Origin of the sequence: Mucilaginibacter sp. 5C4, from assembly GCF_034345625.1 — a bacterium.
Classification (GTDB): Bacteria; Bacteroidota; Bacteroidia; order Sphingobacteriales; family Sphingobacteriaceae; genus Mucilaginibacter; species Mucilaginibacter aurantiaciroseus.
On record NZ_CP133775.1, the window covers coordinates 3,645,897 to 3,671,062 of the forward strand.

Annotated in this window: 25 protein-coding genes, 1 tRNA gene and 1 riboswitch; of the genes, 13 read left to right on the forward strand and 13 right to left on the reverse strand. The window is 44.0% G+C overall.

The window, feature by feature from the left end; all coding sequences use genetic code 11:
- Positions 1-3: 3 nt before the first annotated feature.
- Complete coding sequence (gene kduI, locus RHM67_RS17125; protein WP_322228237.1) at positions 4-834, reverse strand: 5-dehydro-4-deoxy-D-glucuronate isomerase; 831 nt, start codon at positions 832-834, stop codon at positions 4-6.
- Positions 835-1,091: 257 nt separating this feature from the next.
- On the opposite strand from kduI, the gene RHM67_RS17130 reads away from it, so the two are divergent.
- From RHM67_RS17130 to RHM67_RS17150, 5 genes are read left to right on the forward strand one after another with little or no spacing between them, the layout of a single operon-like run.
- Positions 1,092-1,715 carry a YhcH/YjgK/YiaL family protein gene (locus RHM67_RS17130; RefSeq protein WP_322228238.1) on the forward strand — a complete coding sequence of 208 codons (624 nt, stop codon included), beginning with the start codon at positions 1,092-1,094 and terminating at the stop codon, positions 1,713-1,715.
- Between the two features lies 1 nt (position 1,716).
- Positions 1,717-2,940 carry a glycoside hydrolase family 88 protein gene (locus tag RHM67_RS17135; protein WP_322228239.1) on the forward strand — a complete coding sequence of 408 codons (1,224 nt, stop codon included), beginning with the start codon at positions 1,717-1,719 and terminating at the stop codon, positions 2,938-2,940.
- Positions 2,941-2,943: 3 nt separating this feature from the next.
- Positions 2,944-3,306 (forward strand): cupin domain-containing protein, encoded by a 363-nt coding sequence (locus RHM67_RS17140; RefSeq protein ID WP_322228242.1) that lies wholly within the window; start codon positions 2,944-2,946, stop codon positions 3,304-3,306.
- Positions 3,307-3,331: 25 nt separating this feature from the next.
- Positions 3,332-4,519, forward strand: a complete 1,188-nt coding sequence (uxuA, locus tag RHM67_RS17145; RefSeq protein ID WP_322228244.1) for a mannonate dehydratase — start codon at positions 3,332-3,334, stop codon at positions 4,517-4,519.
- Positions 4,520-4,526: 7 nt separating this feature from the next.
- A complete protein-coding gene (locus RHM67_RS17150) occupies positions 4,527-5,612 on the forward strand; it encodes an alginate lyase family protein (protein ID WP_322228245.1) in 1,086 nt (361 codons plus the stop codon).
- Positions 5,613-5,974: 362 nt separating this feature from the next.
- Here the strand turns inward: RHM67_RS17150 and RHM67_RS17155 are convergent, their stop codons facing one another.
- On the reverse strand, positions 5,975-8,146 hold the full coding sequence (locus RHM67_RS17155) for a carbohydrate binding family 9 domain-containing protein (protein ID WP_322228246.1): 2,172 nt from the start codon (positions 8,144-8,146) through the stop codon (positions 5,975-5,977).
- 200 nt (positions 8,147-8,346) lie between these two features.
- On the opposite strand from RHM67_RS17155, the gene RHM67_RS17160 reads away from it, so the two are divergent.
- Entirely contained in the window at positions 8,347-9,003 is a 657-nt protein-coding gene (locus RHM67_RS17160) for a class I SAM-dependent methyltransferase (protein ID WP_322228248.1), read from the forward strand.
- Positions 9,004-9,190: 187 nt separating this feature from the next.
- Here RHM67_RS17160 and RHM67_RS17165 read toward each other — a convergent pair whose 3' ends face one another.
- The 5 genes from RHM67_RS17165 to RHM67_RS17185 form a co-directional block, all read right to left on the reverse strand.
- Positions 9,191-10,120 (reverse strand): DUF5996 family protein, encoded by a 930-nt coding sequence (locus RHM67_RS17165; protein ID WP_322228249.1) that lies wholly within the window; start codon positions 10,118-10,120, stop codon positions 9,191-9,193.
- A 249-nt stretch (positions 10,121-10,369) separates the two neighbouring features.
- Positions 10,370-10,440: transfer RNA gene (locus tag RHM67_RS17170), tRNA-Cys, on the reverse strand.
- 16 nt (positions 10,441-10,456) lie between these two features.
- Complete coding sequence (locus RHM67_RS17175) at positions 10,457-11,092, reverse strand: peroxiredoxin (protein ID WP_322228251.1); 636 nt, start codon at positions 11,090-11,092, stop codon at positions 10,457-10,459.
- Between the two features lie 197 nt (positions 11,093-11,289).
- Positions 11,290-11,406, reverse strand: a riboswitch (SAM riboswitch).
- A gap of 327 nt (positions 11,407-11,733) precedes the next feature.
- Positions 11,734-13,272, reverse strand: coding sequence for a SulP family inorganic anion transporter (locus RHM67_RS17180; protein WP_322228252.1), 1,539 nt, complete (start codon positions 13,270-13,272; stop codon positions 11,734-11,736).
- Between the two features lie 49 nt (positions 13,273-13,321).
- Positions 13,322-14,386, reverse strand: a complete 1,065-nt coding sequence (locus tag RHM67_RS17185; protein ID WP_322228253.1) for a cellulase family glycosylhydrolase — start codon at positions 14,384-14,386, stop codon at positions 13,322-13,324.
- Positions 14,387-14,810: 424 nt separating this feature from the next.
- On the opposite strand from RHM67_RS17185, the gene RHM67_RS17190 reads away from it, so the two are divergent.
- Positions 14,811-16,289, forward strand: a complete 1,479-nt coding sequence (locus RHM67_RS17190) for an ATP-binding protein (RefSeq protein WP_322228254.1) — start codon at positions 14,811-14,813, stop codon at positions 16,287-16,289.
- A 13-nt stretch (positions 16,290-16,302) separates the two neighbouring features.
- Positions 16,303-16,737, forward strand: coding sequence for a response regulator (locus RHM67_RS17195; RefSeq protein WP_322228255.1), 435 nt, complete (start codon positions 16,303-16,305; stop codon positions 16,735-16,737).
- Positions 16,738-16,898: 161 nt separating this feature from the next.
- Here RHM67_RS17195 and RHM67_RS17200 read toward each other — a convergent pair whose 3' ends face one another.
- Positions 16,899-17,879, reverse strand: a complete 981-nt coding sequence (locus tag RHM67_RS17200) for a type I phosphomannose isomerase catalytic subunit (RefSeq protein WP_322228256.1) — start codon at positions 17,877-17,879, stop codon at positions 16,899-16,901.
- Positions 17,880-18,013: 134 nt separating this feature from the next.
- Positions 18,014-19,243, reverse strand: a complete 1,230-nt coding sequence (locus tag RHM67_RS17205) for an NADP-dependent isocitrate dehydrogenase (protein ID WP_322228259.1) — start codon at positions 19,241-19,243, stop codon at positions 18,014-18,016.
- 264 nt (positions 19,244-19,507) lie between these two features.
- On the opposite strand from RHM67_RS17205, the gene RHM67_RS17210 reads away from it, so the two are divergent.
- Positions 19,508-20,224, forward strand: coding sequence for a hypothetical protein (locus RHM67_RS17210; RefSeq protein ID WP_322228260.1), 717 nt, complete (start codon positions 19,508-19,510; stop codon positions 20,222-20,224).
- Positions 20,225-20,294: 70 nt separating this feature from the next.
- Positions 20,295-20,723 (forward strand): hypothetical protein, encoded by a 429-nt coding sequence (locus tag RHM67_RS17215; protein ID WP_322228261.1) that lies wholly within the window; start codon positions 20,295-20,297, stop codon positions 20,721-20,723.
- A gap of 132 nt (positions 20,724-20,855) precedes the next feature.
- On the opposite strand, the gene RHM67_RS17220 is transcribed toward RHM67_RS17215, so the two are convergent.
- From RHM67_RS17220 to RHM67_RS17230, 3 genes are all read right to left on the reverse strand, one after another.
- A complete protein-coding gene (locus RHM67_RS17220) occupies positions 20,856-21,473 on the reverse strand; it encodes a hypothetical protein (protein ID WP_322228262.1) in 618 nt (205 codons plus the stop codon).
- Between the two features lie 38 nt (positions 21,474-21,511).
- A complete protein-coding gene (locus tag RHM67_RS17225) occupies positions 21,512-22,684 on the reverse strand; it encodes a DNA polymerase III subunit gamma/tau (RefSeq protein WP_416182860.1) in 1,173 nt (390 codons plus the stop codon).
- 76 nt (positions 22,685-22,760) lie between these two features.
- Positions 22,761-22,997: a hypothetical protein gene (locus tag RHM67_RS17230; RefSeq protein WP_322228264.1), complete on the reverse strand. Its 237-nt coding sequence runs from the start codon at positions 22,995-22,997 to the stop codon at positions 22,761-22,763.
- Between the two features lie 115 nt (positions 22,998-23,112).
- Between RHM67_RS17230 and RHM67_RS17235 the strand changes: the two genes are divergently transcribed.
- Positions 23,113-23,778, forward strand: coding sequence for a hypothetical protein (locus RHM67_RS17235; protein WP_322228265.1), 666 nt, complete (start codon positions 23,113-23,115; stop codon positions 23,776-23,778).
- A gap of 2 nt (positions 23,779-23,780) precedes the next feature.
- On the opposite strand, the gene RHM67_RS17240 is transcribed toward RHM67_RS17235, so the two are convergent.
- Positions 23,781-24,401 carry a hypothetical protein gene (locus tag RHM67_RS17240; protein ID WP_322228267.1) on the reverse strand — a complete coding sequence of 207 codons (621 nt, stop codon included), beginning with the start codon at positions 24,399-24,401 and terminating at the stop codon, positions 23,781-23,783.
- Between the two features lie 131 nt (positions 24,402-24,532).
- Here RHM67_RS17240 and rpsF point away from each other — a divergent pair, with 131 nt between their 5' ends.
- Both rpsF and rpsR read left to right on the forward strand, forming a co-directional pair.
- Positions 24,533-24,898 (forward strand): 30S ribosomal protein S6, encoded by a 366-nt coding sequence (gene rpsF / locus RHM67_RS17245; protein ID WP_252756160.1) that lies wholly within the window; start codon positions 24,533-24,535, stop codon positions 24,896-24,898.
- Complete coding sequence (gene rpsR / locus RHM67_RS17250) at positions 24,898-25,161, forward strand: 30S ribosomal protein S18 (protein ID WP_067054791.1); 264 nt, start codon at positions 24,898-24,900, stop codon at positions 25,159-25,161. Before rpsF ends, rpsR begins: the two co-directional genes overlap by 1 nt.
- Positions 25,162-25,166 lie beyond the last annotated feature (5 nt).

Genomic DNA, 25,166 nt, shown 5'->3' on the forward strand with positions numbered 1-25,166 from the left:
CTGTTACCTGATGTCTTCAATTTTTATAGCGTCCATATCGGTATAGTCCAGGTTTTCGCCGCCCATACCCCATATAAAACTATAGTTGCTGGTGCCCGCGCCGGAGTGCATACTCCATGGCGGCGATATCAGTACGCTATAGTTATCTACTAAGATATGTCTTGTTTGCGTTTCTTCCCCCATTAAATGAAAAACCCTTTGCCCCGCGGGGATGTCAAAGTAAAAGTAGGCCTCCATCCGGCGGTCGTGCACGTGGGGTGGCATGGTGTTCCATATGCTGCCATGGTGCAAAATGGTAAGCCCCATTACCAGCTGGCAACTTTGGATGCCCGCGGTGTGGATATATTTATTGATGGTGCGTTTATTAGCGGTTTCATCAGCCCCGGCATGCACTTTTTCGGCCTGTTCTAACGTCATTAATGCGGTAGGATAATTTGTGTGTGCAGGTGCCGATAAAAGGTAAAAAACAGGCGGATTTTGGTGATTTTCGGGCGCAAAAATTACCTCTTTTGTACCCTTGCCAATGTATAAACAATCCATTTTTTGGAGATGGTAAACTTGCCCATCGACAGTGACTGTTCCTTCGCCAGCCACGTTAATGATACCTATTTCGCGCCGTTCTAAAAAGTATTCTGCTTTGAGGTTATCATAAGTTTCCAGCTTTAGGGGTTGGTTTACAGGGTGCGCCACGCCGGCAATAATGCGGTCGTAATGGGTGTAAACGCAGTTTACCTGGTTGGGCTGCAAAAGGTTATCTATTAAAAAGCGGTCGCGTATCTGCTCAGTCTTATAACTTTTAAAGTCGTCGGGATGAACGCTGTGTATTACTCTCAAAACAAAGGAATGTTAGGTTTAATTATAATTGCAGGCAAGTGTACAATTATGCGGCAGCAATCAAAAGTAATTGGCGCGTTATTTCTACGATAACGTTATCGAAGAAATTTTCCCGGCCTTGTAACGATAACGTTTGCGTAGAAATAGTAACCCGACGTCATCTTTTTAAGCGGATTTCCTTGTAATATTGACGTGTGATAGCCCACGTTTCGCCCCGGAACGGCCCGCTATCCGCACAAAACCAATTAGTACACCAAATGAAAAACAAATCATTATTGCGGCTGCTGATAGTTGCTATTACTTTTATCACGATGGAAAACACCTCGATCGCACAAACCAAAACAGACGGCAGCGTAAGCCAAAAAACAGCCGAAAACTGGCTTAAAAGCAGTAAATGGAAAGATGGGCTAAAGATGGAAGTAGCCCCATCGGTAAATGCCGCCGAGTTTTACAAACAATACTATAATAATAAAGCTGTTTGGGATAAGGTGTTCCTGTTTCTGAAACAGACCAATTTGGATACCCTAAGCACCGGCAAACACCCTATTGACGGCGATAATGCCTATACCAGTATTACCGAAACACCATCCAAAGAACTGGACAAGGCGGGCTGGGAATCGCACAAGAAATACATCGACTTGCAATATGTGATCAAAGGTAAGGAGCGGATTGATGTTATAGATATTAGCAAAGCAATCGTAACCAATCCTTACAACGAGGCTAAAGATGCGGCTAACTATACCGCTGAGGGTACCTCGTATACTGCTGAACCAGGCACTTTCTACCTGTTCTTCCCCCAGGATGTGCATCGCCCCAACATTAAAGTGGACGGGTATGATGTGGTTAAAAAATTAGTTATCAAAATTAAAGTGGCCAATTAAGATGAATATAAAACACCTGTTCCCCATTATAGCCTTAAGCGCAGCAACGATCAGCGCATCCGCACAAAACAATACGGCTAAGGCTATCCTGTTTGCGGAGCATCAAACCAAATTATTGCTAAAACAAACCGCGGAAACTAAGAAAACTGCTGCAAAGCCAAACTTGCTATCGCCACGCACGGTAGAGAACGGCAAGTTAACCATTGTATCACCAAAAGATTGGTGCAGCGGTTTTTTCGCGGGTAATCTTTGGTTTTTGTATGAGTACACGGGCGATAAATTTTGGAAGGAACAATCCGAGCCTTTTACTACCGTGATGGAACAGGAAAAAAGTAACATCGGCACCCATGATCTGGGCTTTATGGTATATAATAGCGTGGGGAATGCTTACCGCTTAACAAACGAGCAGAGATACAAGGATGATATTATACAGGCGGCCAATTCACTCATTACCCGCTTTAACCCAACCATCGGCTGCATCAAATCATGGGACCATCAAAAGCAATGGCAGTTCCCGGTGATCATAGATAATATGATGAATTTGGAATTACTGTTCGAGGCTACCAAACTAAGCGGCGACTCCAGCTTTTATAAAGTGGCTGTAATACATGCCAACACTACGTTGAAAAATCATTTCCGTGCAGATAACAGCTCTTACCACGTTATCAATTACGATCCTGCAACAGGGCAGGTTTTGAACAAGCAAACGGCGCAAGGCTTTGCAGATAGTTCGGCATGGGCACGCGGGCAGGCCTGGGGGCTTTACGGCTACACCATGTGCTACCGCGAAACCAAAAACAAAATTTACCTGCAACAGGCCGAAAAGATCGCCAAGTACATTTTTAGCAACCCGCAAATGCCTGCCGACCTTGTGCCTTACTGGGATTTCGATGCCGCCAAACTGGGTAACCAACCCCGCGATGCATCTGCCGCGGCTATTGCTGCATCGGCATTATATGAGTTGAGTACGTTCAGCAAAAACGCCAGGGTTTATAAAAACACTGCCGATAAAATTTTAAACAGTTTGGCCACCAAATACCAGGCACAAACGGATAGCGCGCGCGGTTTTTTACTACTGCACAGCACCGGCCACAAACCGGCCAACAGCGAGATAGATGTGCCGATAATATATGCAGATTATTACTATTTGGAAGCCTTACTTCGCCAGAAACGGTTGGCGGAGAAAAAGCCTGTTCTCAATATATCTGGCCGATTAAAGAATTAGGATATGATACAAGGCAACTTGTTCCAGTTTGAGGAAACTACCGAATGGCAAACCGTTGCCGAGGGCGTGCAACGGCAGGTTTTGGGTTACGATGATAAGCTGATGCTGGTGAAAGTAAAATTCGCCAAGGGTGCATGCGGCACCCTGCACAGCCACGCCCACTCGCAGGTGAGCTATGTAGAAAGCGGCGCTTTTGAGATGACAATTGGCGAAACGGTAAAGATCATCCGCAAGGGCGACGGTTATTATGTGCCGCCCTTTACCGTGCATGGCTGCGTTTGTTTGGAAGACGGCATGCTGGTGGACGGCTTTAGTCCCGCCCGCCGGTATTTTTTAGGCAACAACAGCGAACAATATACTTTGTAAATTAGGCCGACGAAAATCCACCAAAATGAGTTTAGAACAAACATGGCGCTGGTACGGCCCAAATGACCCGGTTAGTTTAGCTGATGCCAAACAGGCGGGCGCCACGGGCATTGTTACCGCCCTGCACCATATCCCCAACGGAGAAGTTTGGCCGGTGGATGAGATCCTGAAAAGAAAGCAATTGATTGAGGATGCGGGCCTGAGATGGTCGGTGATCGAGAGTGTGCCTGTGCACGAGGATATTAAAAAACGCAACGGTAATTATGAGCAGTATATGGCTAACTATTGCCAAAGCCTGCTTAATATCGGCCAATGTGGATTAAATATCGTTTGTTATAATTTTATGCCGATACTGGACTGGACACGCACCGACCTGGATTACCCGATGCCGGATGGCTCTACCGCTCTGAGGTTTGATACCGCCGCCTTTGCCGCGTTCGATCTGTATATTTTGAACCGCCCCGGTGCTGAAAGGGATTATACTGAAGACATCAAAACAAAAGCAAAAACCTATTACAATGGCCTGAGCGAACCCGCGCAAAAGCAGCTGGTAAAAAATATCATTGCCGGTTTGCCGGGATCAGAAGAAGGTTACACCACAGATCAATTCCTGCAAATGCTGGCCAGTTATAGCGATATAGATTCCGCGACACTAAAGGCTAACCTCGCCTATTTCCTGCAACAGGTTATCCCCGCCGCAGAAGAAGCGGGTGTGCTGATGTGCATCCACCCCGATGACCCACCTTATACTATTTTAGGTTTACCACGCGTGGTGAGTAATGAGCAAGATATACTTGATGTTTATAACGCGGTGGATAGCCTTAATAATGGCCTTACTTTTTGCACAGGTTCTTTCGGTGTTATTGAAAGTAACAACCTGCCCGACATGGTGCAGCGCCTTGGCGACCGTATCCATTTTATCCATCTGCGCGGCACCAAACGCGATGCGGATGGCAACTTTTACGAAGCCGACCACCTCAACGGTGATGTAGATATGTATGCGGTAATGAAGGCGTTGTTAGAAGAGCAGCAAAAGAGGATAGCTAAAGGTCGCAAAGATATTGATATGCCATTCCGCCCCGATCATGGGCATAAGATGCTGGATGACCTGGATAAGAAAACCAACCCCGGCTACTCTGCCATTGGCCGCCTGCGTGGCTTAGCAGAACTGCGCGGATTGGAACTGGGGATCAAACGTTCGTTAAACCTGTAACATCCACATGAAAAAGTTCATTTGTTTTTTGATCCTGACTGTTTTAGTACTTTCTGTAAAGGGCCAAATTGTAAGCCTTGATAAAAATGAAATAGCGCTGATGCGCAAAGCAATCAACGCAAACAATCAATATAAAAAAGCATTTGAACCTATCCAAAAGACAGCGGATAAGGCGCTAAATGAAACGCCTAACCCGATAGAAACTATTCTGTCGCAAGGCCTTTTGGCGGGCGATACGAAGAAGACTGCAAGTCTTAAATCATTGGAAGATGCCGATAAAACCTACGCGCTGGCGCTAGTTTACAAATACTCCAACAAAAAAGAATATCTAAATAAAGCGGCTGATTTTTTAAAAGACTGGGCCAAAACCAACAAAGCTACCCAAGACCCTATCAACGAAACCAAACTGGAGGATATGGTTACCGCTTACGACCTCATCAGGAATGATATAGAGCCTGCTGACCGAACATTAATCGACGCGTGGATGAAGAGTATGGCCGATGCCCAACTGTACAGCGGCACGGCTAAAGGCAATAAGGGCACAGCCATCAACAACTGGAATTCGCACCGGATAAAGATGTTCACGCTGATCGCTTATACGCTGCATGATAGCAGCTACCAAAGCGCCATAACCCGGGCATTAGAGCAGCAACTCAACATTAACCTAAACCCCGACGGTACCACGCATGATTTGATGGAGCGCGACGCTTTTCATTACCAGACCTACGATATTGAGCCGCTGCTATCGGCCTGCATAGCCATTTACCGGGCAACGGGCAAAAACTATTTCACCTGGCAAACCGTCAACGAATCGACCCTGAAAAAATGCGTGGATTACATGACGCCCTACATGACCGGCGAAAAAACGCATCCAGAATTTGTAAACAGTAAAGTACCTTTCGATAAAAAACGTGCGGAGAACGGTGAAAAGGGATATGCGCCGGGTACCCTATTTGAACCTAAGAATGGCATCTATATATTCTCGCTTGCTGCTTTTTTTGATGATGATTATCTAAAGGTTATCCACGAAGCGGCTAAGGATGAGAATTACTTTAACTGGCGGATGGCTTTGAATAAATATACCACCAAATAAACACCTGATTACACCAAAAAAATACCAGTCCATAACAGACTGGTATAAAGAGATATATAAAAATTAGTGTTCTCTCACAAGGATTCGAACCTCAATTGTCTGAACCAGAATCAGAAGTGCTACCGTTACACCATAAGAGAAGGTATAAGGCGTTTCTGATGTTGCAAAAGTAATAATATTGCCAATGCAACACCCTGCGTTTATTTAAAATTAACATTAGTGTGTTAATGCCCTGCTTTTAAAATGCGTCATTGCAGGTACGAAGCAATCTCTTTAGGACATTGTCCACCCTGCATATCACACTTGCCTATGTGCGATTGCTTCGTAATGACGCGCTGAAAGGAAGCACCTACACATCTCCCCTATATATTCCACCAATACGTCCACTTGATAGTTAACTGGCGGTTTTTGACAGTGAACGGCGAGGGGATAGAGTTATCGCCATAAACAATGAACAGATCTGATGCAGGTTTATAGCGCCATTGGAAGCGGCTGTTAATGTTCATGTTCTTAGCCTGCTCGTTATACTGCACAAAGGTGGTAAAGTACAAGGTGTTGGTAAAAGTAACATCAGCACGCGGACCAATGAGCCAGAATTTATTATGGCCGTATGGCGCGGGCAAATGCAAATCGTTATACGAGGTATTCAACACCAAATTTACATAAGGCTGGAAGCGGTAGCCCACCTGGCCTATCAGCGTGGTTTTTGTTCCGTTATCGTAATACCCGCCGCGGGCAGCTTCAAACAGGTAGGTAAACACGCTTTGTGGTTTGGAGGCATATTGCACATCTATAGTGTTCCAGTGGTTGGTAAAACCAGTTGCCAGCATTGGTTTGCCGGTGTTTGTAGGGTCGAAAGGGCGCAGTAATTTTACATAATCATCCAGTCCTGATACCGTCAGTGTGCTGCGGTTACGGAAGGTGATAAGATAACTCAGGATCGTTTCGTTATCTGTCGATTTAAAACCTTCGTCAAAAAAGTAAATTCCGCTGGCTTGCACGCCGTGCGAGAGTATGGCTCCGCTTTTTGGGAAAAAGTTATGTTGGATTAATGGGTTTAGTTTATTGTAACCCACACGCGGCACATAGCCCACTTCGGCATTGTAGTTTTTGCCTACGTACTGCTGCTGCATGGCAAACGTCCAATATTTACTTAGGTATTGCAGGTTGGCTGCGGCCACAAAATCGCTGCCGCTAACGCCGGGTGTAAATGATTTTAGGCCAAGCAACTTACCTGTTAACAGGTTGTTTGATGATGCTAGGTTAAACTCGGCACCCACGTTTCTATTATAGGCATTGGCTGTACTGCCAGCCATTGGTGCGCTGCCCGTACCATCCTTGTTCACAAACATAAACCCGATGTTGGAGCGCGCGAAAACCCGCCTTTGCAGTGTTACGATCCCAAAGTTTTGCCCCGGTAAATTAGCAGAACCCGATTGTCCCGTTTGGATATCCATTACGCCGATGCGCCAGTCCTTATCTATTTTACCAGTAAGCCTTGCCCCTGCCCTGATGGGTGCATTCAGCCCTACCCTGCGCGAAAAGAACGGGCGGATATCAGCATAACCAAAATTGGCAAACAGGTCGCCGTTCTCTAAAAAGAACTGGCGTTTCTCGGGGAAGAACAACTCGTAACGGTTCAGGTTGATCACCTGCTGGTCCACTTCCACTTGGGAAAAATCGGGGTTAACGGTCAGGTCGAGGTTTAAGGACGAGGTAAGGCCTATCTTAACATCGCCACCTATCTCTTTGTGGTAAACAGCATCTTTTTTATTTTCAAAATCTTTAGTGATACCACCCAATGCGTATGGGATAATGGAAATATTGCGGGTGGCTACAGGCGGTGCTTCGTCCCAAATAATAGTACCCGTATAGGCCAGCGATGCCGTTGGGAACTGCCTTGGTACAGGCGCCCAGCTTGATTTTTCGGTGGTCTTTAAGTCGTTACGACTAAAATTGATCCCCCATTCTTTAATACCCTTTTTATAGCGGATGCTTTTGAACGGGATAGCCGCCTCGAACACCCATTTATTATCGTAGTTTTTAACTGCCGAGTACCATTTGTTATCCCAGCTGAGGTCTACCTTGCCGCCTTCGTACATGGTGCCATCCCATTGGGCACCGGCCGCGTTGGAGCCAAAGCTAAAGCCATCGGTACGGGCATCAAACGGGTCCATAAAAAAGATAAAGTTGTCGTTCTTCTGAAAGTTAAAATCGCGCTTCAGCGACTCTACCATGTACCCCGGTGTGGGCATATAACACTCTGCCGAAATGTAAAAGTTATCGTTATCGTAAGCCATGCGTACTACGGTACGTAATTTGGCAAAGCTGGTATCCATAGGTAAAACCATAAAAAATTTACCAGCGGTGTCGGCGCTGAGCCAATCGGCCTCGTCAAGCAAACCATCAATTTTTATGGGTGACGCCACCCGGCGGATGTGGTATTGATAACCGGCGTTCTTTTTTTGGGCAGATACGTAACCACTAAGCATGCAGCAGCACAGCAGTAACAGTATGGTTTTAATTTTAGGCAATTTAGTATGGTACTTAGGTTGTGAGATAATACCATCGCAGGTGTGTTAGCGATACACAATAATATAAATATTATGTGATAATGTGCGCGTCAAAAGAATTGATTGTTAAAGGGCTTGCAATATTGTTACATTAGCCTCTCCCCGGCCTCGAAGCGAAGCGATATCGGGGTGAGTAGACTGCGACTTAGAAAATTAACATCATGGCAAATACCCTCCAGCAACAACTCGGCAATATTGATATTTACCTGTTCGATCAGCTTTTAAAAGGCCGGTTTGATGATTGTAAAAAAGTACTTGATGCAGGTTGTGGCGGCGGCCGTAACTTAATTTATTTCCTGCAAAACGGCTTCGAAGTTCACGGCATCGACCCAAACCCCGACGCAGTTGCGCATGTTAAGGAATTGGTTAAAGAACTTGCACCAAAACTATCAGCCAAAAACTTCAAAGTTACGCCTGCCGAAAAGCTGCCATTTAAGGATAATGAGTTTGACCTGGTGATCAGCAGCGCGGTATTGCATTTTGCAACAGATAGCAACCATTTCGATGCCATGCTGCGCTCGATGTGGCGGGTGCTAAAACCTGGTGGTTATCTGTTTGCAAGGCTGGCGTCTGATATCGGGATAGAGGATAAGGTGGTCGCTTTGGGCAATAGTTGCTTTGCCCTGCCTGATGGCTCCGAACGTTTTTTGGTTAACGAACAGATATTATTAGAATATACCTCTGAGTTAGGCGGCGAGCTTTTTGAGCCGATAAAGACCACCAATGTGCAGGGATTGAGATGTATGACCACGTGGTGTGTGCAAAAGGCCTCACCCCGGATTTCTCCAAAGGAGAGGGAGAATAGCTTCTCGTTTTGATTTGTACCGCGTGTTCACGTTCACGGTGTAAACACAGCAACACCTTCACAAACCACTCATTATCAGATCATAAATTTTTTAATATTTGGGATTTCCGTGAACACACCACAAAAAAACGGCCTTCAGGCGCTTTTTTTAGACATCTTTTTACCTCTTTCTACGAAGAAGAGGGCCGGGGAGAGGCTTTCTACTCCTTCAACCCCTGCAAATCACATTCTAAACTCTTATCCCAATCGCCGGTGATTGCCGCGGCATCATAGGTGCTTTGCAAAAACTGACGAAGGGTTTCTTCGGGATGTTCTGATTGTTGTATTACTTCATAGGTCAGTAAAAACTCGCCCATTTCGCCGCTGTAAAATGCTTCGGGCGGGCTAACCTGCTGCTTACTGAACTCCTCGGGCGTTGGATAGCAGTAACTATAAAATGCAGGGTGCGGGAACTGTTCACCACCCAACCAGAAACCGCATGAGCTAACCTCGTGCGAGTAGGCTTCCTGCATCACATCATCGGGCATGTTTGGTGCGCCGCCGGGATGTTTGGGTGCAGGCCTGCCGCTAAAGCGGGTAACCGCCAGATCGAACGCGCCCCAAAAGAAATGTACAGGGCTGCACTTGCCCAAAAAGCCCGACCGGAAATCGGTAAATACATTATGGATTTTGATAAGCGCCTGCCAAATGGTGTTCATCACTTCGGGATGGTAGGTGCATGGCACGGTGTTTTCTGCAAACGGGATAGCTACTTCAAGTTCATTTGGTACGGCGTAAATATCCACCTCTACTCCTGCAGCTTTAAGGTTGTTCATCAGTTGGTGATAAAAAGCAGCAATAGTTTCGGCACATAAGGCTGACGAGATCTTTTGCCCGTTACTGGTAGTTATATGTATCTGATGGTTTATAAAATCAAGATCTATCTGGAAAACACCGCCACTATACGGGATGCTGCCGGTTGTTAAACCTGTAGCGCCAACATAAAGTGTTACCTGCCAGGAGTGATTGATCCAGGGCATTTTTTTGAGACGCACCTTACCAATCATCTGCGTCCACATATGTACGGTGTTAATGGTATCTTTCAGGTAATGGAAATCGAGTTTGGGCCAGGCGTGGGTTGGGTTACTCATATTTAAATATACAAGTGAAGGGTGGGATTGTTATTAAATAAGCCCGTTTGCTATTTTACTCACCCCGCGGCACTCCGTGCCCCACCCTCTCTGCTGCGCAAAGAGGGTGGGTAATATTTTGTTTTTGACCCTCTTTCCGCTTGCGGAGAGAGGGTGGGGAAGCGTAGCGATTACCGGGTAAGTAAAAAACAAAAAAAGGCGATGGGCTCCTCAGCCCACCGCCCAGTCATTATTAGTCAGTCAGTTTAGACGTCGCGGGTAGATTCGAACTACCGTTAAAGGTTTTGCAGACCCACACCTATCCTCTCGGCCACGCGACTTTATATCATTTAAACCCTATTTGTTGGGCTGTGGTGTCATCCTCAAATAAGGCTTCACCTCGGTAAACCCTTTAGGGAATTTTGCCGGTATATCTTCTGTTTTGATAGATGGCAATACTACAACGTCTTCGCCGTCTTTCCAGTCGGCAGGGGTTGCCACGCTGTAGTAAGCTGTCAATTGCAGGCTGTCTATCACCCTCAAAATTTCCTGGAAGTTCCTGCCTGTTGATGCCGGGTAGCTGATGATCAATTTGATCTTTTTATCCGGCCCTATAATAAACAACGAACGGATGGTAGCCACCAATGAAGCATTCGGGTGTATCATATCATAAGCCTGCGAGATCTCGCGGCTCTCATCGCCAATGATCGGGAAGGTAACTTCCACGTTTTGCGTTTCGTTAATATCGCTGATCCAGCCCTTGTGAGATTCTGCACTATCGGTACTCAAGGCAATTACCTTTACATTGCGTTTCTCAAACTCATCTTTGAGGGATGCGGTTTTGCCAAGTTCAGTGGTACACACCGGGGTATAATCGGCCGGATGCGAAAATAGCACACCCCAGCTATCGCCCAGGTATTCGTAAAAATCAATCTCGCCTTGTGATGTTTGTGCTTTAAAGTTTGGGGCGTCGTCGCCAAGTCGTAAACTCATGTTGTTGGTTTTTTATGTTAATATAGCCTTTGTTATTAAGCCCTCTGCAAACCAAGAGGGTTTGGGTGGGGCATATATCAATAAAGCTAAGTTTTGCAAAATAGTTTCAATAATTATCCGTTGGGAAAAGCGTTTAAGAGAGCCTTGTAAAAAGGCGATAAGAGAAATGCCATGTGGCATTCAATTTCTATTAAGTCAGCTTATCTGTCTTCGCTAAACCGCGAAGCAGGAATTAGCACCTTACACAAGCCACAAGGGCCGTACAGGTTGCTAAGACATCATAGGGCCTTCCCCTCTGTCTTTCTGGATAAGTATATTTAAAGAACGATTAGATCACAAAAATAGATATTAATTCTATAATCCCTATAGACGTTATATTTTATTACAAATCCCTGATTTAATTGATTGTAATACAGGTAGAAAAAAATGACCCGGATTGAGCGGATCTTATTGATTTAGGGGATTTTTCTTTCTTTAACTAATCCCCTATTCTCCAATAACTAACCACTAACCATGGCGTTACCTGCGGCCTGGTCCGTTAGCCAACATATCATACGCCTGCAGGCATTGTGCTCAAGGCCGGTATCGGCTCCTACCCCTAACGCAAAAGCCACTTTGCACCGGCATTTAAAGTTTAATTGCTACCCTTTTTCTGTTGCTACGCGATAGTTGGGGTCTTCTATAATGTTCACATCTATTACATCTGCGGCATTTTTTAGCAAAGCGATGCAATCGGTACTTAAATGCTTTAAGTGAAGTTTTTTACCTGCTTTATGGTAACGTTCTGTTAGTTTGTTGAGGGCTTCTATGCCCGACATATCTGCCACGCGGCTGTCTCTAAAGTCGATGATAACCTCATCAGGATCATTCGCCACATCAAATTTTTCGGTAAAAGCTGTTACCGATCCAAAAAATAACGGGCCATAAATTTCGTAATGTTTAGCACCGTTGTCATCAATATATTTACGGGCACGGATGCGTTTGGCACTCTCCCAGGCAAACACCAGTGCAGATATTATAACACCTATAAGCACGGCCAGCGCAAGGTTATGCAGCAGTACGGTTATAATAGCAACCAGTATGCCTACAAAAACATCCTGCTTTGGCATTTTATTAAAGATCCTAAAACTGATCCATTCAAAAGTGCCGAACGCCACCATTATCATTACGCCGGTAAGTGCTGCCATTGGTAAGCGGCCAATAACGGGCGCGCCAAAAAGTATTATTATTAAGATGGTAAGCGATGCTATTATCCCGGATAACCGTGCCCTTGCACCGGCCGAAAGGTTTACCAACGTTTGCGCTATCATAGGGCAGCCGCCCATCCCAAAAAAGAAACCGTTTAAAATATTGGCACTGCCTTGTGCAATACATTCGCGGTTACCATTTCCTTTTGTTGCTGTCATTTCATCAACCAGGTTAAGGGTCAATAAACCCTCGGTTAAACCCACGGCGGCCATAATTATGGCATAAGGAAAAACGATATTTAGCGTATGCAGGTTTAAGGGCACAGCCGGGATATGAAACGGCGGGAAACCACCACTAACAGACGCAATATCGCTTACTGTTTTGGTGTGGATACCAAAGCCAAGAACCAATACGAATACAACAATTATAGCTACTAACGATGCAGGCACAGCCTTCGTTATTTTAGGTAAAACAACTACAATGGCGATAGTTAGCACAACTAACCCCGCCATAACTAACAAAGGGGTGCCGCTAAGCCAGGTTTCGTGCCCGTTAACCATAGTTTTAAACTGTTGCAGCTGGGCCATAAATATGATGATAGCCAAACCATTTACAAAACCGTACATAACCGGTTGTGGTACCAGCCTAATCAGCTTTGCCAGTTTAAATAAACCAATAGCAATTTGAATGACGCCCGCTAAAGTTACGGCAGCAAAAACATACTCGATGCCATTGGTTTTCATGAGGGCAATTAGCACTACAACTGTAGCCCCTGCCCCGCCCGAAATTAAACCAGGCCTGCCGCCAAATACAGCGGTAACAAGCCCCATGATAAAGGCGGCATACAAACCCACCAGAGGCGGAAACCCGGCCAGTATCGCAAAGGACAATGATTCGGGCATCATGGTCATGGCTACGGTAAGGCCTGCCAAGATCTCGGTTTTATAGTTAACCCGTTGCGTAAAGTCGAATAATTTGGGGCTGGCCTTCATGGCTGCAAAGCTATCAAAATACCTGCAACATGGCTGCAGAGGTTATTTCTTACTTCCCATTCAACTTTTTAATAAGCTCCACTTCCTCCGGCTTGTACGGCGTGCCATCCTTGCGGAAAATATCATGAAACCATTCTTTTGGTTCGCTTCCATCAGGTATAGGGTTATCCCACGCGTAAATGGTATTGGTTTTACCCATTACAAAACCCCAGTTTAGCGCGCCTACGTTTTCTTTCTTAAGCATTGGCATTACGTTGGCAAACTTGCTGCCGCGGGTACGGGCCATATACTCGGTACATATCAACGGCCTGCCGTGGCTTTTTAGCAGTTGAATAGTTTTCAGGTGCGATGCCTCGTCGGTGTAATCGTGGTAGGTAACAATGTCAGAGTTTAAGGCCTGGTAGGCGTTTAGTTTTTCAAAACTCCAGTCCCAAAGGCCCACAGATAGTGGTTGGTCCGGGTTTACGGCGCGGGCCCATGCAAATACTTTGGTAAGCAATCCTATCGATGCCTCTTTTTTATTGGAGTTGCCGGGCTCATTGTAAAGGTCCCACAACAAAATGCGTTTATCGTGTTTAAAGGTAGTTAATATATCGGTTACATAAGCTTGCAGCATGGCGGTTTCGCCGGTGTTGTTTAGGCGGTTGCCCGGGTCCTGTAGCCAGCCCGAATTATGGATGCCAACCTTTGGTGCGGGTTGTTTGCCAATTTTGGCGTCGCCATTCCAGCAATCGTCAAAAAACACAAACATGGTTTTGATGCCGTGTTTGTTGGCAATGGTTAGGTATTGGTAGATGCGTTTTTTAAAGCCTGCTTTATCCTGTTTCCAGGCAAGGCTATACAGGAACACGCGCATGGTATTAAAACCGATGCCTTGCGCGTAGCCCAATTCACGGTCGATAGTTGTTGGGTCGAAACTATCGGCCTGCCACATCTCCAGTTGGTTAATGGCAGTGCTGGGTATAAAATCGGACCCGCTCATCCATTTATGCTGCGCGTACCAGGTATTTGCTTTAATTACCGGCCATATTTTGCCCGGCGTCGCTTTTTGCGCGGATGCGCTTGTAGTTATCAGTAATAAAACTGCGAGTAGTCTCGGGAATTGGTTTTTCATAAATGTTTGTAATTGGCAAAGATAAATATAGCAGGATTTATTTTAACTACAGATACAATATCTGACGAAATATCTCATAATAGCCCACTAAATAGTACCCCAAAAAGCAATATTATTTCTTAAAACTTTAATATTATTCCGGTAAATATTATACTATTTTTACATGCCCAAATTTTCATAACCCTGCGGCTAATTAACCGTATAAGACACTTACGTTATATTAATAGTGTAATTTTCAGCGTAATAGCGTTTTTACCTTGTAAAGGATTTGTAAATACCCTGTTATGCATAAGGTAGTATAAAATATTTATGCTGTTTAATAGTTTGTAACAACACGCGGTTGTAAATGATGGATATTTGCCTGTTTGGCATGTATTTTATAATACCCTGTGGTAATTAAAATAAATTAGAGATTAGGTGTACAATGAGTTCTGAAGAACATAAGTTTTCTGGCGAAAGCATAGCTCATATTGCGCGGATAATTGATCATATTAACTTAGGCATTTGGGAGTATAACACCGATACCAGGCAAGCAAAATGGTCGGTGGGGTTTTATGCTGCGCTGGGGTATACCCCGGGCGAGATCGAATGCTCGTACAACTACTTTTTTGAATACCTTTTATACTATCACGACAGGCAGGCATTCCTAAAAGCCACCTATCACCCAAGGCATGGCGGCTCGCCCGTTGTACAAATAAGGCTGCTTACCAAACAAAGTGGCTACCTATGGTTTGAAAGCACCACCCAAAAGCACGATACCAGCGATGGTCCGGTTATTTACGGCGTTATCACTAATATAAACTCGCTTAAAATTTGCGAGATTAGGGTTGCCGAAAGTGATTTTAAAAACGCCGAGATAGGCCGTATAGCCAAACTGGGGAGCTGGGAAATTGATGCGGCCACTATGGTGCTGTCTTTCTCGAAAGAGATGTACGAGATCTTCGAGCTGAATGATCACCCCAAATTATCGGTTGAAGAGGCTATCCGCTTTTTTGAACCGCAGTATCTTACGCTAATAACTGATTCTATAGATAAGGCCATTAAGTTTTGTAAGCCCTACGATGTTGAACTGCAATTCCGCACGGCTAAAAATAACGTGATATGGGTACGTTCTAAAGGGGTACCGATATTGAATGCACATGGCAAGTGTATAACCTTGCGCGGTGTTTTCCAGGATATTGATAGCATTAAAAAGAAGGGCATAACGCTGCAGTCGTCCATTAATTTACTGGACGACCAGAACAAGCGCCTGCAAAACTTCGCATACATCGTATCGCATAACCTGCGTTCGCATGCGGGTAACCTTAAGTTTATGGTGAACCTTTTTGAGGATAGCCAGCTTAAGGACGACCGCATGGAGATCTTCTCGCACATAAAAACCATTAGCGAGAGCCTGAGCGCCACGATGGGGCATTTGGATGAAATAGTACGTATACAATCAGAAATTAGCAAGGAGCGCAAGCTTATTGGCTTTGAGACCATATTTAATAACGTAGCATCGGCACTGCATACCAATATTTTAAACTCGGATGCTAAGATAAAAACCGATTTTTCTGACTGCCCACAAATTGATTATATTCCGGCATACCTGGAGAGCATTTTCCAAAACCTGCTCACCAACGCTATAAAGTATAAACACGCCGACCGCGCACCGGTTATAAACATCCATACCCAAAGGGTTGGTAACGAAATTTACCTGGTTTTTGAAGATAACGGCATTGGCATAGATATGCAACGCTATGGCGACCAGGTGTTTGGCATGTATAAAACCTTCCACCACAATAACGACTCTAAAGGCATAGGCCTTTTTATGACCCGTAACCAGGTGGAAGCATTGGGCGGAAGTATCCAAATTGACAGCGCTGTAAATATTGGCACGAAATTTACTGTAAAGCTGGTATAGCTAATACCATAAAATGATTACCGAAAAAAAAATTGTGACTGCCGGCATTGTTGATGATGATGAAATTTTTACTTACGGTTTCAAAAAGCTTTCAGTAATAAAGGGCTTGTTTGATGAAATAATGAACTTTAGCAACGGGAAAGAAGCTATAGATTATTTACTTAACCCCCAAAACCGCAACCATTTACCCGATGTTTTATTTGTAGACATTAACATGCCGGTGATGAATGGCTGGGAATTTAACGATGCTTTTGATGAAATAAAATCGCAGTTGGGTAAAAATATCGTAATTTATAACATCGGCTCATCCATTGACCTTGAGGACATTAAACGTGCGAAAGATAACCCTGTGGTGACAGATTATTTGTTGAAACCTATTGATGAAATTTGCCTTACAGAAATTTTTACGTCGTTGCAAAACCCAACGGATATGAGAAGGTATAATTAATTGGGATTACACTGATTGGTCCCGATAGCTATCGGGATAATTTCACCGATTAGATTCATCAAAAAGATATATATCCTACTAAAACATAAAAAGACCGGCCTGTTATACAAGCCGGTCTTTCTTTTTTCGGTGAAATCATTCACCAAAAATCGGTGAAATCATTACTCTATATAGCTTTCTAAAATTTTGAAACCTGCCGTGGTTTTCAGTTCTACCTTGCCTATAGTTTTCGGTAGCAGGATACATTCGCCCATTTTAACGGGGTAAGCCAGGTCGTTGTATTTAATGGTGAACTCGCCTTCGATACAAACATAGATCACAAATGAATCGAGGTTTGAGTAATCCTTATCCACGCCATGCGTAAAGTCGAGCACGTTGGTGGTAAAGTATGGGCAGGTTACCAAATGCACTTCCTCGTTTTTTTGCGGGGTGTATAGGGTTCTATATTCCGGGTAATGTTTGTAGTCGATAGCTGCTAAGGCTTCTTCGGTATGCAGTTCGCGCTTATTGCCTTTATCGTCAACACGGTCAAAATCGTAAATGCGGTAGGTGATATCAGATGTTTGCTGGATCTCGGCGATCAGTAAACCTTTACCAATGGTATGCACACGGCCTGCCGGTAAAAAGAAAACATCGCCCGCTTTTACATCTTCCTTGTTCAGTATATCCATAATGTGGCCGCTGTTTAAAGCGTCTACATATTCCTTCTGGGTCATTTCGCGGTTAAAACCTGCAATTAAACTACTACCCGGATCAGCCTCAATCACATACCACATTTCGGTTTTACCGAATGAGTTGTGGCGTTTTTTGGCCAACTCATCATTTGGGTGCACCTGTACGCTCAGGTCATCATTGGCATCAATAAATTTTACCAATAGCGGGAAGATGTTGCCGAAGTGTTTGTAAACCTTCTCTCCTACCAACTCGCCCTGGAATTTCTCCAGTAGATCGGCAAGCGATTGCCCCTGCAACTCGCCACCCTCCACAACTGAAACATCCGACTTAACGCCCGAGATCTCCCAGGTTTCGCCGCAGTTTGGCAGGTCGCCAATGTTTTTGTGCAGGTAAGTTTCAATTTTATGGCCGCCCCATATTTTGTCTTTAAATATGGTTTTAAATTTTAATGGATATAGCGTTGACATAGTAGTGTGGTCTTGTTAATGCGGCTAAGTTAGGGATTTTGCGGAATGAGGGAATAGGTTTCAGAAAAATTCTAATCTCCACAAAAAAAGCCCGCTCTTTTCAGAACGGGCCTTCATATTTCATCGGGACAATACTATTTACCCAACTTTGCTTTTAAGTTTTCGTTGATGGCTTCTAAAAACTCTTCGGTGTACAGGTAATCGGTACCGTGCTCCACTTTAGGTTTTATGGTGATGGCCAAATCTTTGGTCATTTTACCGCTTTCAACAGTTTCGATACAAACTTCTTCTAATGCTTTACAGAAGTTTACCAACTCCTGGTTACCATCTAAGATACCGCGGAACTCTAAACCACGTGTCCACGCGAAGATAGATGCGATTGGGTTGGTAGATGTTGGGCGGCCTGCCTGGTGCTCGCGGTAATGGCGGGTTACCGTACCGTGTGCAGCCTCAGCTTCCATAACGGTACCATCCGGTGTAACCAGGGTAGACGTCATTAAACCTAATGAACCAAAACCCTGTGCTACGGTGTCGCTTTGTACGTCGCCATCGTAGTTTTTACAAGCCCAAACAAAGTTACCGTTCCATTTAAGGGCCGATGCAACCATGTCGTCAATTAAGCGGTGCTCGTAAGTAATGCCTGCTTCAGCAAATTTGGTTTTGTAATCTGCCTGATAGATCTCTTCAAAAATATCTTTAAAACGGCCATCGTATTTTTTAAGGATGGTGTTTTTGGTAGACAGGTATAAAGGCCAGCCTTTCATCAGCGCCTGGTTAAAACAAGCGTGTGCAAACCCACGGATAGACTCATCGGTATTATACATAGCCAATGCTACGCCATCGCCTTTAAAGTTGTACACTTCAAATGCTTGCTCGGCACTGCCATCTTCAGGGGTGAATTTTATAGTTAATTTACCTTTGCCTTTAGTAACAAAATCGGTAGCGCGGTACTGGTCGCCAAAAGCGTGGCGGCCAATGCAGATAGGGGCTGTCCAGTTTGGAACCAAACGTGGTACATTGTTCATCACAATTGGCTCGCGGAAAACCGTACCATCTAATATATTACGGATGGTACCATTTGGCGACCTCCACATTTGTTTAAGGCCAAACTCTTCTACACGCTGCTCATCGGGGGTAATGGTAGCACATTTAATACCTACACCATATTTTAAGATAGCGTTGGCAGCATCAATGGTAACCTGATCATCGGTTTCATCACGATACTCGATACCCAAGTCATAATATTTTATATCCAGGTCCAGATAAGGGATGATCAGTTTATCTTTAATAAACTTCCAGATGATACGGGTCATTTCATCACCATCCAGCTCTACTACCGGGTTTTCTACTTTAATTTTTGACATACCAGATTTTTGTGGTTAATTTTTATTTGAAACGGTTTCAAACTTACATAAAATTTTATTTGTAAAAATTCAAGCGCGTAAAAATTACAATTTATTTATCCCCTTTGTTTGATAATATTTTACCGGGTTAAAATACATGGGTAAATGCGGCGTTTAAAACGGTAAATGCATTTAATATCAAACATGGTATTGCTTTTTAAAAGTTTGATGTTACTTTTATAAAAATAAAGAATACACCCTTCAGCAAAATTTGGCTTTTACATTATGATAAAGTTGCTTACTAAAACTATATTTTTTACGCTATTATTATCTGCAATAACATCTATAACAAAAGCCCAAATTGGTTACGACTACGCCCAATATGACGTTGGTTTTGGCGGTACTGTTAACCAGCTATATGGCGATGCCGAAGGAAAAATAAAAAGCACCCCATCTGTTTTTGTAAACTTTAACTACAACCAAACGCCTTACTTAAATTACCTTATAGAAATACAAACCGGCAAGCTGGAAGGCGGCAGCAGAACTGAGAACCTATCGGGACGCTACTTTAAAAACAACTTTACCGCACTTGTTTTTAGGGCGCAGTTACAAGCGGGCGAATTGATGGATTACTCTAACGGTGGTATAGCTAATGCTATTAAAGGCCTGTATATATCTGCCGGTTTAGGCTACATCCTTAATAATATCCACGATGACAACATTAACCGGGCCTCAAACACCTCCCCGCAATTTTTCACCCCCGGCTTAAACAAAAGCAACGAGCTTTTTCTACCCGTGCGCCTGGGTTATGAGATTAAATTTTTCAATCAGTATAATCAGCCATCTTTTAAAATAGACCTTGCCTACCAATTTAATAACGATTTTACGGATAACATGGATGGCTTTACCACCGGTAAAAGCACTGATAAACTGGTACAATACTCTATTGGTTTAAAGTTTGCCCTTGGCGATGTTACCTCGTACCGAAAATCGGTACAGTAATAAGCTATACTTCCCAAAACAATAATTTTTTGGCAGGGTTTTTAGGGTATATACATCAAATACATAACCTATGATACCCGAAAACGAAAACCCGGATTTTGTAACTGACCCTGAGGACAGGAACACTTCATTGAATAACGATAGCAACGAAACCGCAGATAGCGAAAACCTTAATTACGACGAGACTACAAACAGTTACGAGTACGATGTTAAGAGCGATAACCCCGACTACGACCACCCCGACCCTTACGATACCTCTGTTAAAGATGGCGAGGACATGAACTCGACCTATGACGAAGCTAACCCTTATGATACCAAAGGCGAATACGATGCCGACCGTTCTTTAGAAACCGATGCGGATGCATTAGGAATGCATATTGATAGCGGTAAAATAGTAGAACTTAACCCGCGCGATGCCGCTTTGGCACACACGCCCGAGGATGACCGCGATGACCTTGACGAAGAAGGTTATCCTAAAAATGATACACCGCGCGTGTAATTGGTTCGATTTAACCACAAAGTACACAAAGATAAAATCACTAATAGCACAGAGATTGCAACTGGCAAACCTTTGTGCTATTAGTATTATCGAGTAATAAGATCCTTAGTGTCCTTTGTGGTTAAATCAGCGCTAATCAAAATCCAAATTAAATTTATTTTTTAGATCTATCAGTTGCGGATTTTTGGCGGCCATATGCTGGAATTTCTCCATAGCGGTATATGGTTTGCGCACCACGGTAGATTCCTCTACCCTGGCATTCACCTCGATGCTGAAATTTTTAAGCGTAGTTCGTAAAAAGTTTAAGATGTAAGGGCGCTCGTCCCTAAAGGCTTGCTCCTGTACTTTGTTAGATACCGGCACCTCAAAATTTTCGGGGCCTAACACCTTTGGTGTAACCGATGTAAATATGGTATATAGCGTTGCCGCCTTGTTTTCCTTTTTCAGCTTAGCGCCATGGTCCGTCCACAGTTGTAAAAACTGATCGGAAGTAAAACTTTCTTTATCCGTACCTTTTAAGTAGGGGTCTTCCTCTTCCAACGCCGCTTCTTCTACCTGCTTACCAAGGTCTTTTAAGGATGGTATCTTAACAGATGTTGCCCCTGCATGCGCATTAGGTACAAAGAACTTTGGTTTTTCGGCTGGCTCGGGTTTAGCTTCCGTAGCAGGTGTAGCCATCGCTGGTGTTGCTGGTGTTGTAACCGGCGCCGTACGATTGTAAGTAACCGGGTTATCCCTCGCAACACTCATTTCATCCGCCGTATTTTGGGCCGGTGGGGCACTATTTGCTAAAGTATCAGGTTTTTTTTTAACTCCCCGTTTGGGGCAGCTACGTTTTGGCCGGCCGGCAGTACCGACATATTGAATATGGAGAGCAGGTTGCTCATCTTTAACAAAGCCAGTTCTACCTGTAAACGCTGGTTCTTACTTAGCTTGTAGCTAATATCGCACTGGTTAGCAATATTCATAGCGGATAGCAGGAACGAGACCGACGCCGCCTGCGATTGCTGCAGGTAACGCGCCTTAATGGTTTCGCTAACCTCCAGTAATTTTATGGTTGATGCATCCTTACCTACCAGCAGGTTACGGAAGTGTTCGGACAGGCCCGATATGAAATGCGCCCCGTCAAAACCTTTGCCCAGTATCTCATCAAACAGCAACAGCGATTGCGCGCTGTCTTCGCTTAACAGTTTATCGGTAACGTTAAAATAGTAGTCGTAATCAAGTATGTTCAGGTTATCAATAACCGAGCGGTAGGTAACGTCCCCCCCGCTAAAGCTCACGATCTGGTCGAACATCGACAGGGCATCCCTTAAACCGCCATCAGCCTTTTGGGCGATGATGTGCAGGCCGTCGTCCTCATAAGTGATGCTTTCTTTTTGGGCGATGTTTGCCAAATGGCCGGCCATATCTTCTACCTTGATGCGGTTAAAATCAAAGATCTGGCATCGCGACAGTATGGTTGGCAATATCTTATGCTTCTCAGTAGTGGCTAATATAAATATGGCGTAGTTAGGTGGTTCCTCAAGCGTTTTCAGGAAAGCGTTAAACGCCGCCTGCGATAGCATGTGCACCTCATCAATAATATAAACCTTATAACGGGCGGCTTGTGGCGGGATGCGTACCTGCTCTATCAAGCTGCGAATGTCATCAACCGAGTTGTTTGATGCCGCATCCAGTTCGTGCACGTTAAACGAGTTACCGTTCATAAATGCTCGGCAACTGTCGCAAGTGCCGCAGGCCTCGCCATTGGGCTGTAAATTGGTACAGTTTATGGTTTTTGCAAGGATACGCGCGCAGGTGGTTTTACCTACGCCCCTCGGCCCGCAGAACAAAAAAGCCTGCGCCAGCTGATTATTCTTAATAGCGTTTTTTAACGTATTAGTTATATGTTGCTGGCCTACAACGGTTTCGAAGGTAGCCGGGCGGTATTTACGTGCCGAAACTATGAAATTATCCACAGGCATAAAGGTAGAAAGATTTTGCTTTACCCAAAAGCCCTAAAACGGTTTGTGAATAAAATGCTTTAGCACCCCTCTATTTCTGGTCGCCGTTTGGCATGTGGTCTGCATCTTCGGGGTCGGGTTCGCCAATATCATCGCCCGTGCGAATTTCACGCATATCTTCTTCAAACTCCATACTATCGTCAAAGTCCTCGTCTTCTTCATCCTCCCAGTCGCCTTCAACAGGGTTGCCCTCGTCGGTGGGTTTTAAATTAAGGTCATCCGCAAAATCTTCGGCATTCTCATCAGGGTGTTGGCTGGCAAATTGCATAGCGTTGGTGTTTTTAATAAAGACAGATTTTTAGGGCTTTATGTTTTTATTAATTTACAGTTTAACTGCTTATGTTATATCGAAAACCTATATATTAGGGCAACATAAACCTATTATGAAGCAGCTACTATTCATTGCAACATTATCATTTTTAATTACAACGTTCGCCGCTGCACAGGATAGTTTAAAAACAATTATTGTAAAGCCCGATAGTATCACAATTGCTCCAAAAATTAAAACCAACCTCATTATATATGGCGATATAGGTTTTGGGCTTGGTATAGCAGGCGCCAAAGGCCCGCAAATAAGCACCAGCTTAAATTACCAGTTTAACCACAACTTATTTACCTTAAGGTACATTGGCATTGCCGACCTTAACATTAATTTTACGTTGCTTAGCCCATTTACAGCAATCCCGGGAATAAAAGATAACGGCAGCCTTAGCGAGTACGCCTTACTTTACGGCCTGCGTTTCCCAAAAGATGGCCATGCCTTTAGCTTCGCACTGGGTGCATCAACTAATAACCGTGTTATTAAATATAAAGATGCCAACGATCAAAACCAGCGGATAGAAGAACACTATGTTGGCCTGCCATTCGAGGTAAATATCATGTGGTTTAAAAAATCAAAAGAGCGTTTCCGCATTTATCATATTATCCCGGTGGGCAGGCCAACGGGCTTTGGCGGAAGCATTGGTTTTAAACTTTCGGGCAATGTATCCAAACACAGCTATGCGGCGTTGGGCATTGTTTACGGTTTGGGCTTTCATAAGCAATATTAGGCTTACAAAACTTCAACCCCAATAATTTCCTTAACCTTATAATAGCCTTTGGCGGCAGGTAAATAAACTTCCATCTCTTGCCAGCTTATTTTTAGTTTTTTGCCGGCGTATTTGGTGGTAAGCCCCATGAATTTTTCAGAGCCGGGGAATTGTCTTAGCCAAATGAACGAGCGTTCGCTGCCTTTGCCATCGGTTAGCACTATATAATTAAAGCCTTTAACATCTATACGTTTAAAGGTACCGGTGGTAGTTTCAGTAGCCACTTCATCCGCATCTGCCCCACTCATTTTGGTGGCCAGCTTCATAAAGTTGGCGCAATTTTGCTTCATCAGGTTTTGGGCGAGTTTTATACCGATGGCCTCCATCGCCTTAGCATCGGTAAACTCAATGCCTTGCGCGGTAGCCCATTCCTGTAGGATATCTACGTGGTGGCTAATCGCTTCGGTGTAAAGCGCAACAGCCTCTTTTTTGTTGCTTACCTTGCTTATATCCATTTTATTTAAAATGATGCAAACGCTGTCGGTTAACTTTTTTTCAATAGTTGATGATGCCGTAGTTTGGGCTTTGGCTGTTGTTACAAAAAATGCAAAAGCTGCAGCTAAGAGTAGTAAAGATCTTTTCATACCCGGGGATGTATATTTTGGTGTGTTTTAGACTGTTAAAATACAACAAAATCGGCTTGTTTGGTAATAAATTTCTTACTACATTTGCAGCCCCGATATACAGGGATAAATAATTAAAAATCAAAATAATAATGCAACAGTACGAAATCGTGATCGTTCTAACCCCATTGTTATCTGATGAAACTGCTAAAGAGGCAATTGCCAAATACAGCAAGACATTAACAGATAACGGAGCCGAAATTGTCCAGGAGGATAATTGGGGTTTGAGAAAATTAGCGTACCCTATCCAGAAGAAAACTACAGGGTACTATCACTTAACTGAATTCAAGGCTCCGGGTGATTTAATTAATAAACTGGAAGTTGAATTAAGGCGCGATGAGCGTGTTTTGCGCTTCCTTACCATTGCTTTGGATAAACATGCCATTGCTTACAATGATAAAAAACGCAGCGGTGCCTTTAACAAGAAACCTGCAGCTAAAGTGGAGGAAAAAAACTAATGGCAAACGACCAAATTAAATACGTTACCGCTCCCAAAGTGGAGGATAACCGTAAAAAATACTGCCGTTTCAAAAAGAATGGTATTAAGTATATCGATTACAAAGACGCTAACTTTTTATTAAAGTTTATTAACGACCAGGGTAAAGTATTACCTCGCCGTTTAACAGGTACTTCTTTGAAGTTCCAGCGTAAAGTGGCACAGGCTGTTAAGCGTGCGCGCCACATCGGTTTATTACCTTATGTTACAGACTCATTAAAATAATCAGG

Bases quoted from the DNA above. Each gene is read 5' to 3' on its own strand.
- RHM67_RS17130 (WP_322228238.1), top strand. From the start codon at position 1,092: ATGAAAAACAAATCATTATTGCGGCTGCTGATAGTTGCTATTACTTTT.
- RHM67_RS17135 (WP_322228239.1), top strand. From the start codon at position 1,717: ATGAATATAAAACACCTGTTCCCCATTATAGCCTTAAGCGCAGCAACG.
- RHM67_RS17140 (WP_322228242.1), top strand. From the start codon at position 2,944: ATGATACAAGGCAACTTGTTCCAGTTTGAGGAAACTACCGAATGGCAA.
- uxuA (WP_322228244.1), top strand. From the start codon at position 3,332: ATGAGTTTAGAACAAACATGGCGCTGGTACGGCCCAAATGACCCGGTT.
- RHM67_RS17150 (WP_322228245.1), top strand. From the start codon at position 4,527: ATGAAAAAGTTCATTTGTTTTTTGATCCTGACTGTTTTAGTACTTTCT.
- RHM67_RS17160 (WP_322228248.1), top strand. From the start codon at position 8,347: ATGGCAAATACCCTCCAGCAACAACTCGGCAATATTGATATTTACCTG.
- RHM67_RS17165 (WP_322228249.1), bottom strand. From the start codon at position 10,120: ATGAGTAACCCAACCCACGCCTGGCCCAAACTCGATTTCCATTACCTG.
- RHM67_RS17175 (WP_322228251.1), bottom strand. From the start codon at position 11,092: ATGAGTTTACGACTTGGCGACGACGCCCCAAACTTTAAAGCACAAACA.
- RHM67_RS17180 (WP_322228252.1), bottom strand. From the start codon at position 13,272: ATGAAGGCCAGCCCCAAATTATTCGACTTTACGCAACGGGTTAACTAT.
- RHM67_RS17185 (WP_322228253.1), bottom strand. From the start codon at position 14,386: ATGAAAAACCAATTCCCGAGACTACTCGCAGTTTTATTACTGATAACT.
- RHM67_RS17190 (WP_322228254.1), top strand. From the start codon at position 14,811: ATGAGTTCTGAAGAACATAAGTTTTCTGGCGAAAGCATAGCTCATATT.
- RHM67_RS17195 (WP_322228255.1), top strand. From the start codon at position 16,303: ATGATTACCGAAAAAAAAATTGTGACTGCCGGCATTGTTGATGATGAT.
- RHM67_RS17200 (WP_322228256.1), bottom strand. From the start codon at position 17,879: ATGTCAACGCTATATCCATTAAAATTTAAAACCATATTTAAAGACAAA.
- RHM67_RS17205 (WP_322228259.1), bottom strand. From the start codon at position 19,243: ATGTCAAAAATTAAAGTAGAAAACCCGGTAGTAGAGCTGGATGGTGAT.
- RHM67_RS17210 (WP_322228260.1), top strand. From the start codon at position 19,508: ATGATAAAGTTGCTTACTAAAACTATATTTTTTACGCTATTATTATCT.
- RHM67_RS17215 (WP_322228261.1), top strand. From the start codon at position 20,295: ATGATACCCGAAAACGAAAACCCGGATTTTGTAACTGACCCTGAGGAC.
- RHM67_RS17220 (WP_322228262.1), bottom strand. From the start codon at position 21,473: ATGAGTGTTGCGAGGGATAACCCGGTTACTTACAATCGTACGGCGCCG.
- RHM67_RS17230 (WP_322228264.1), bottom strand. From the start codon at position 22,997: ATGCAATTTGCCAGCCAACACCCTGATGAGAATGCCGAAGATTTTGCG.
- RHM67_RS17235 (WP_322228265.1), top strand. From the start codon at position 23,113: ATGAAGCAGCTACTATTCATTGCAACATTATCATTTTTAATTACAACG.
- RHM67_RS17240 (WP_322228267.1), bottom strand. From the start codon at position 24,401: ATGAAAAGATCTTTACTACTCTTAGCTGCAGCTTTTGCATTTTTTGTA.
- rpsF (WP_252756160.1), top strand. From the start codon at position 24,533: ATGCAACAGTACGAAATCGTGATCGTTCTAACCCCATTGTTATCTGAT.
- rpsR (WP_067054791.1), top strand. From the start codon at position 24,898: ATGGCAAACGACCAAATTAAATACGTTACCGCTCCCAAAGTGGAGGAT.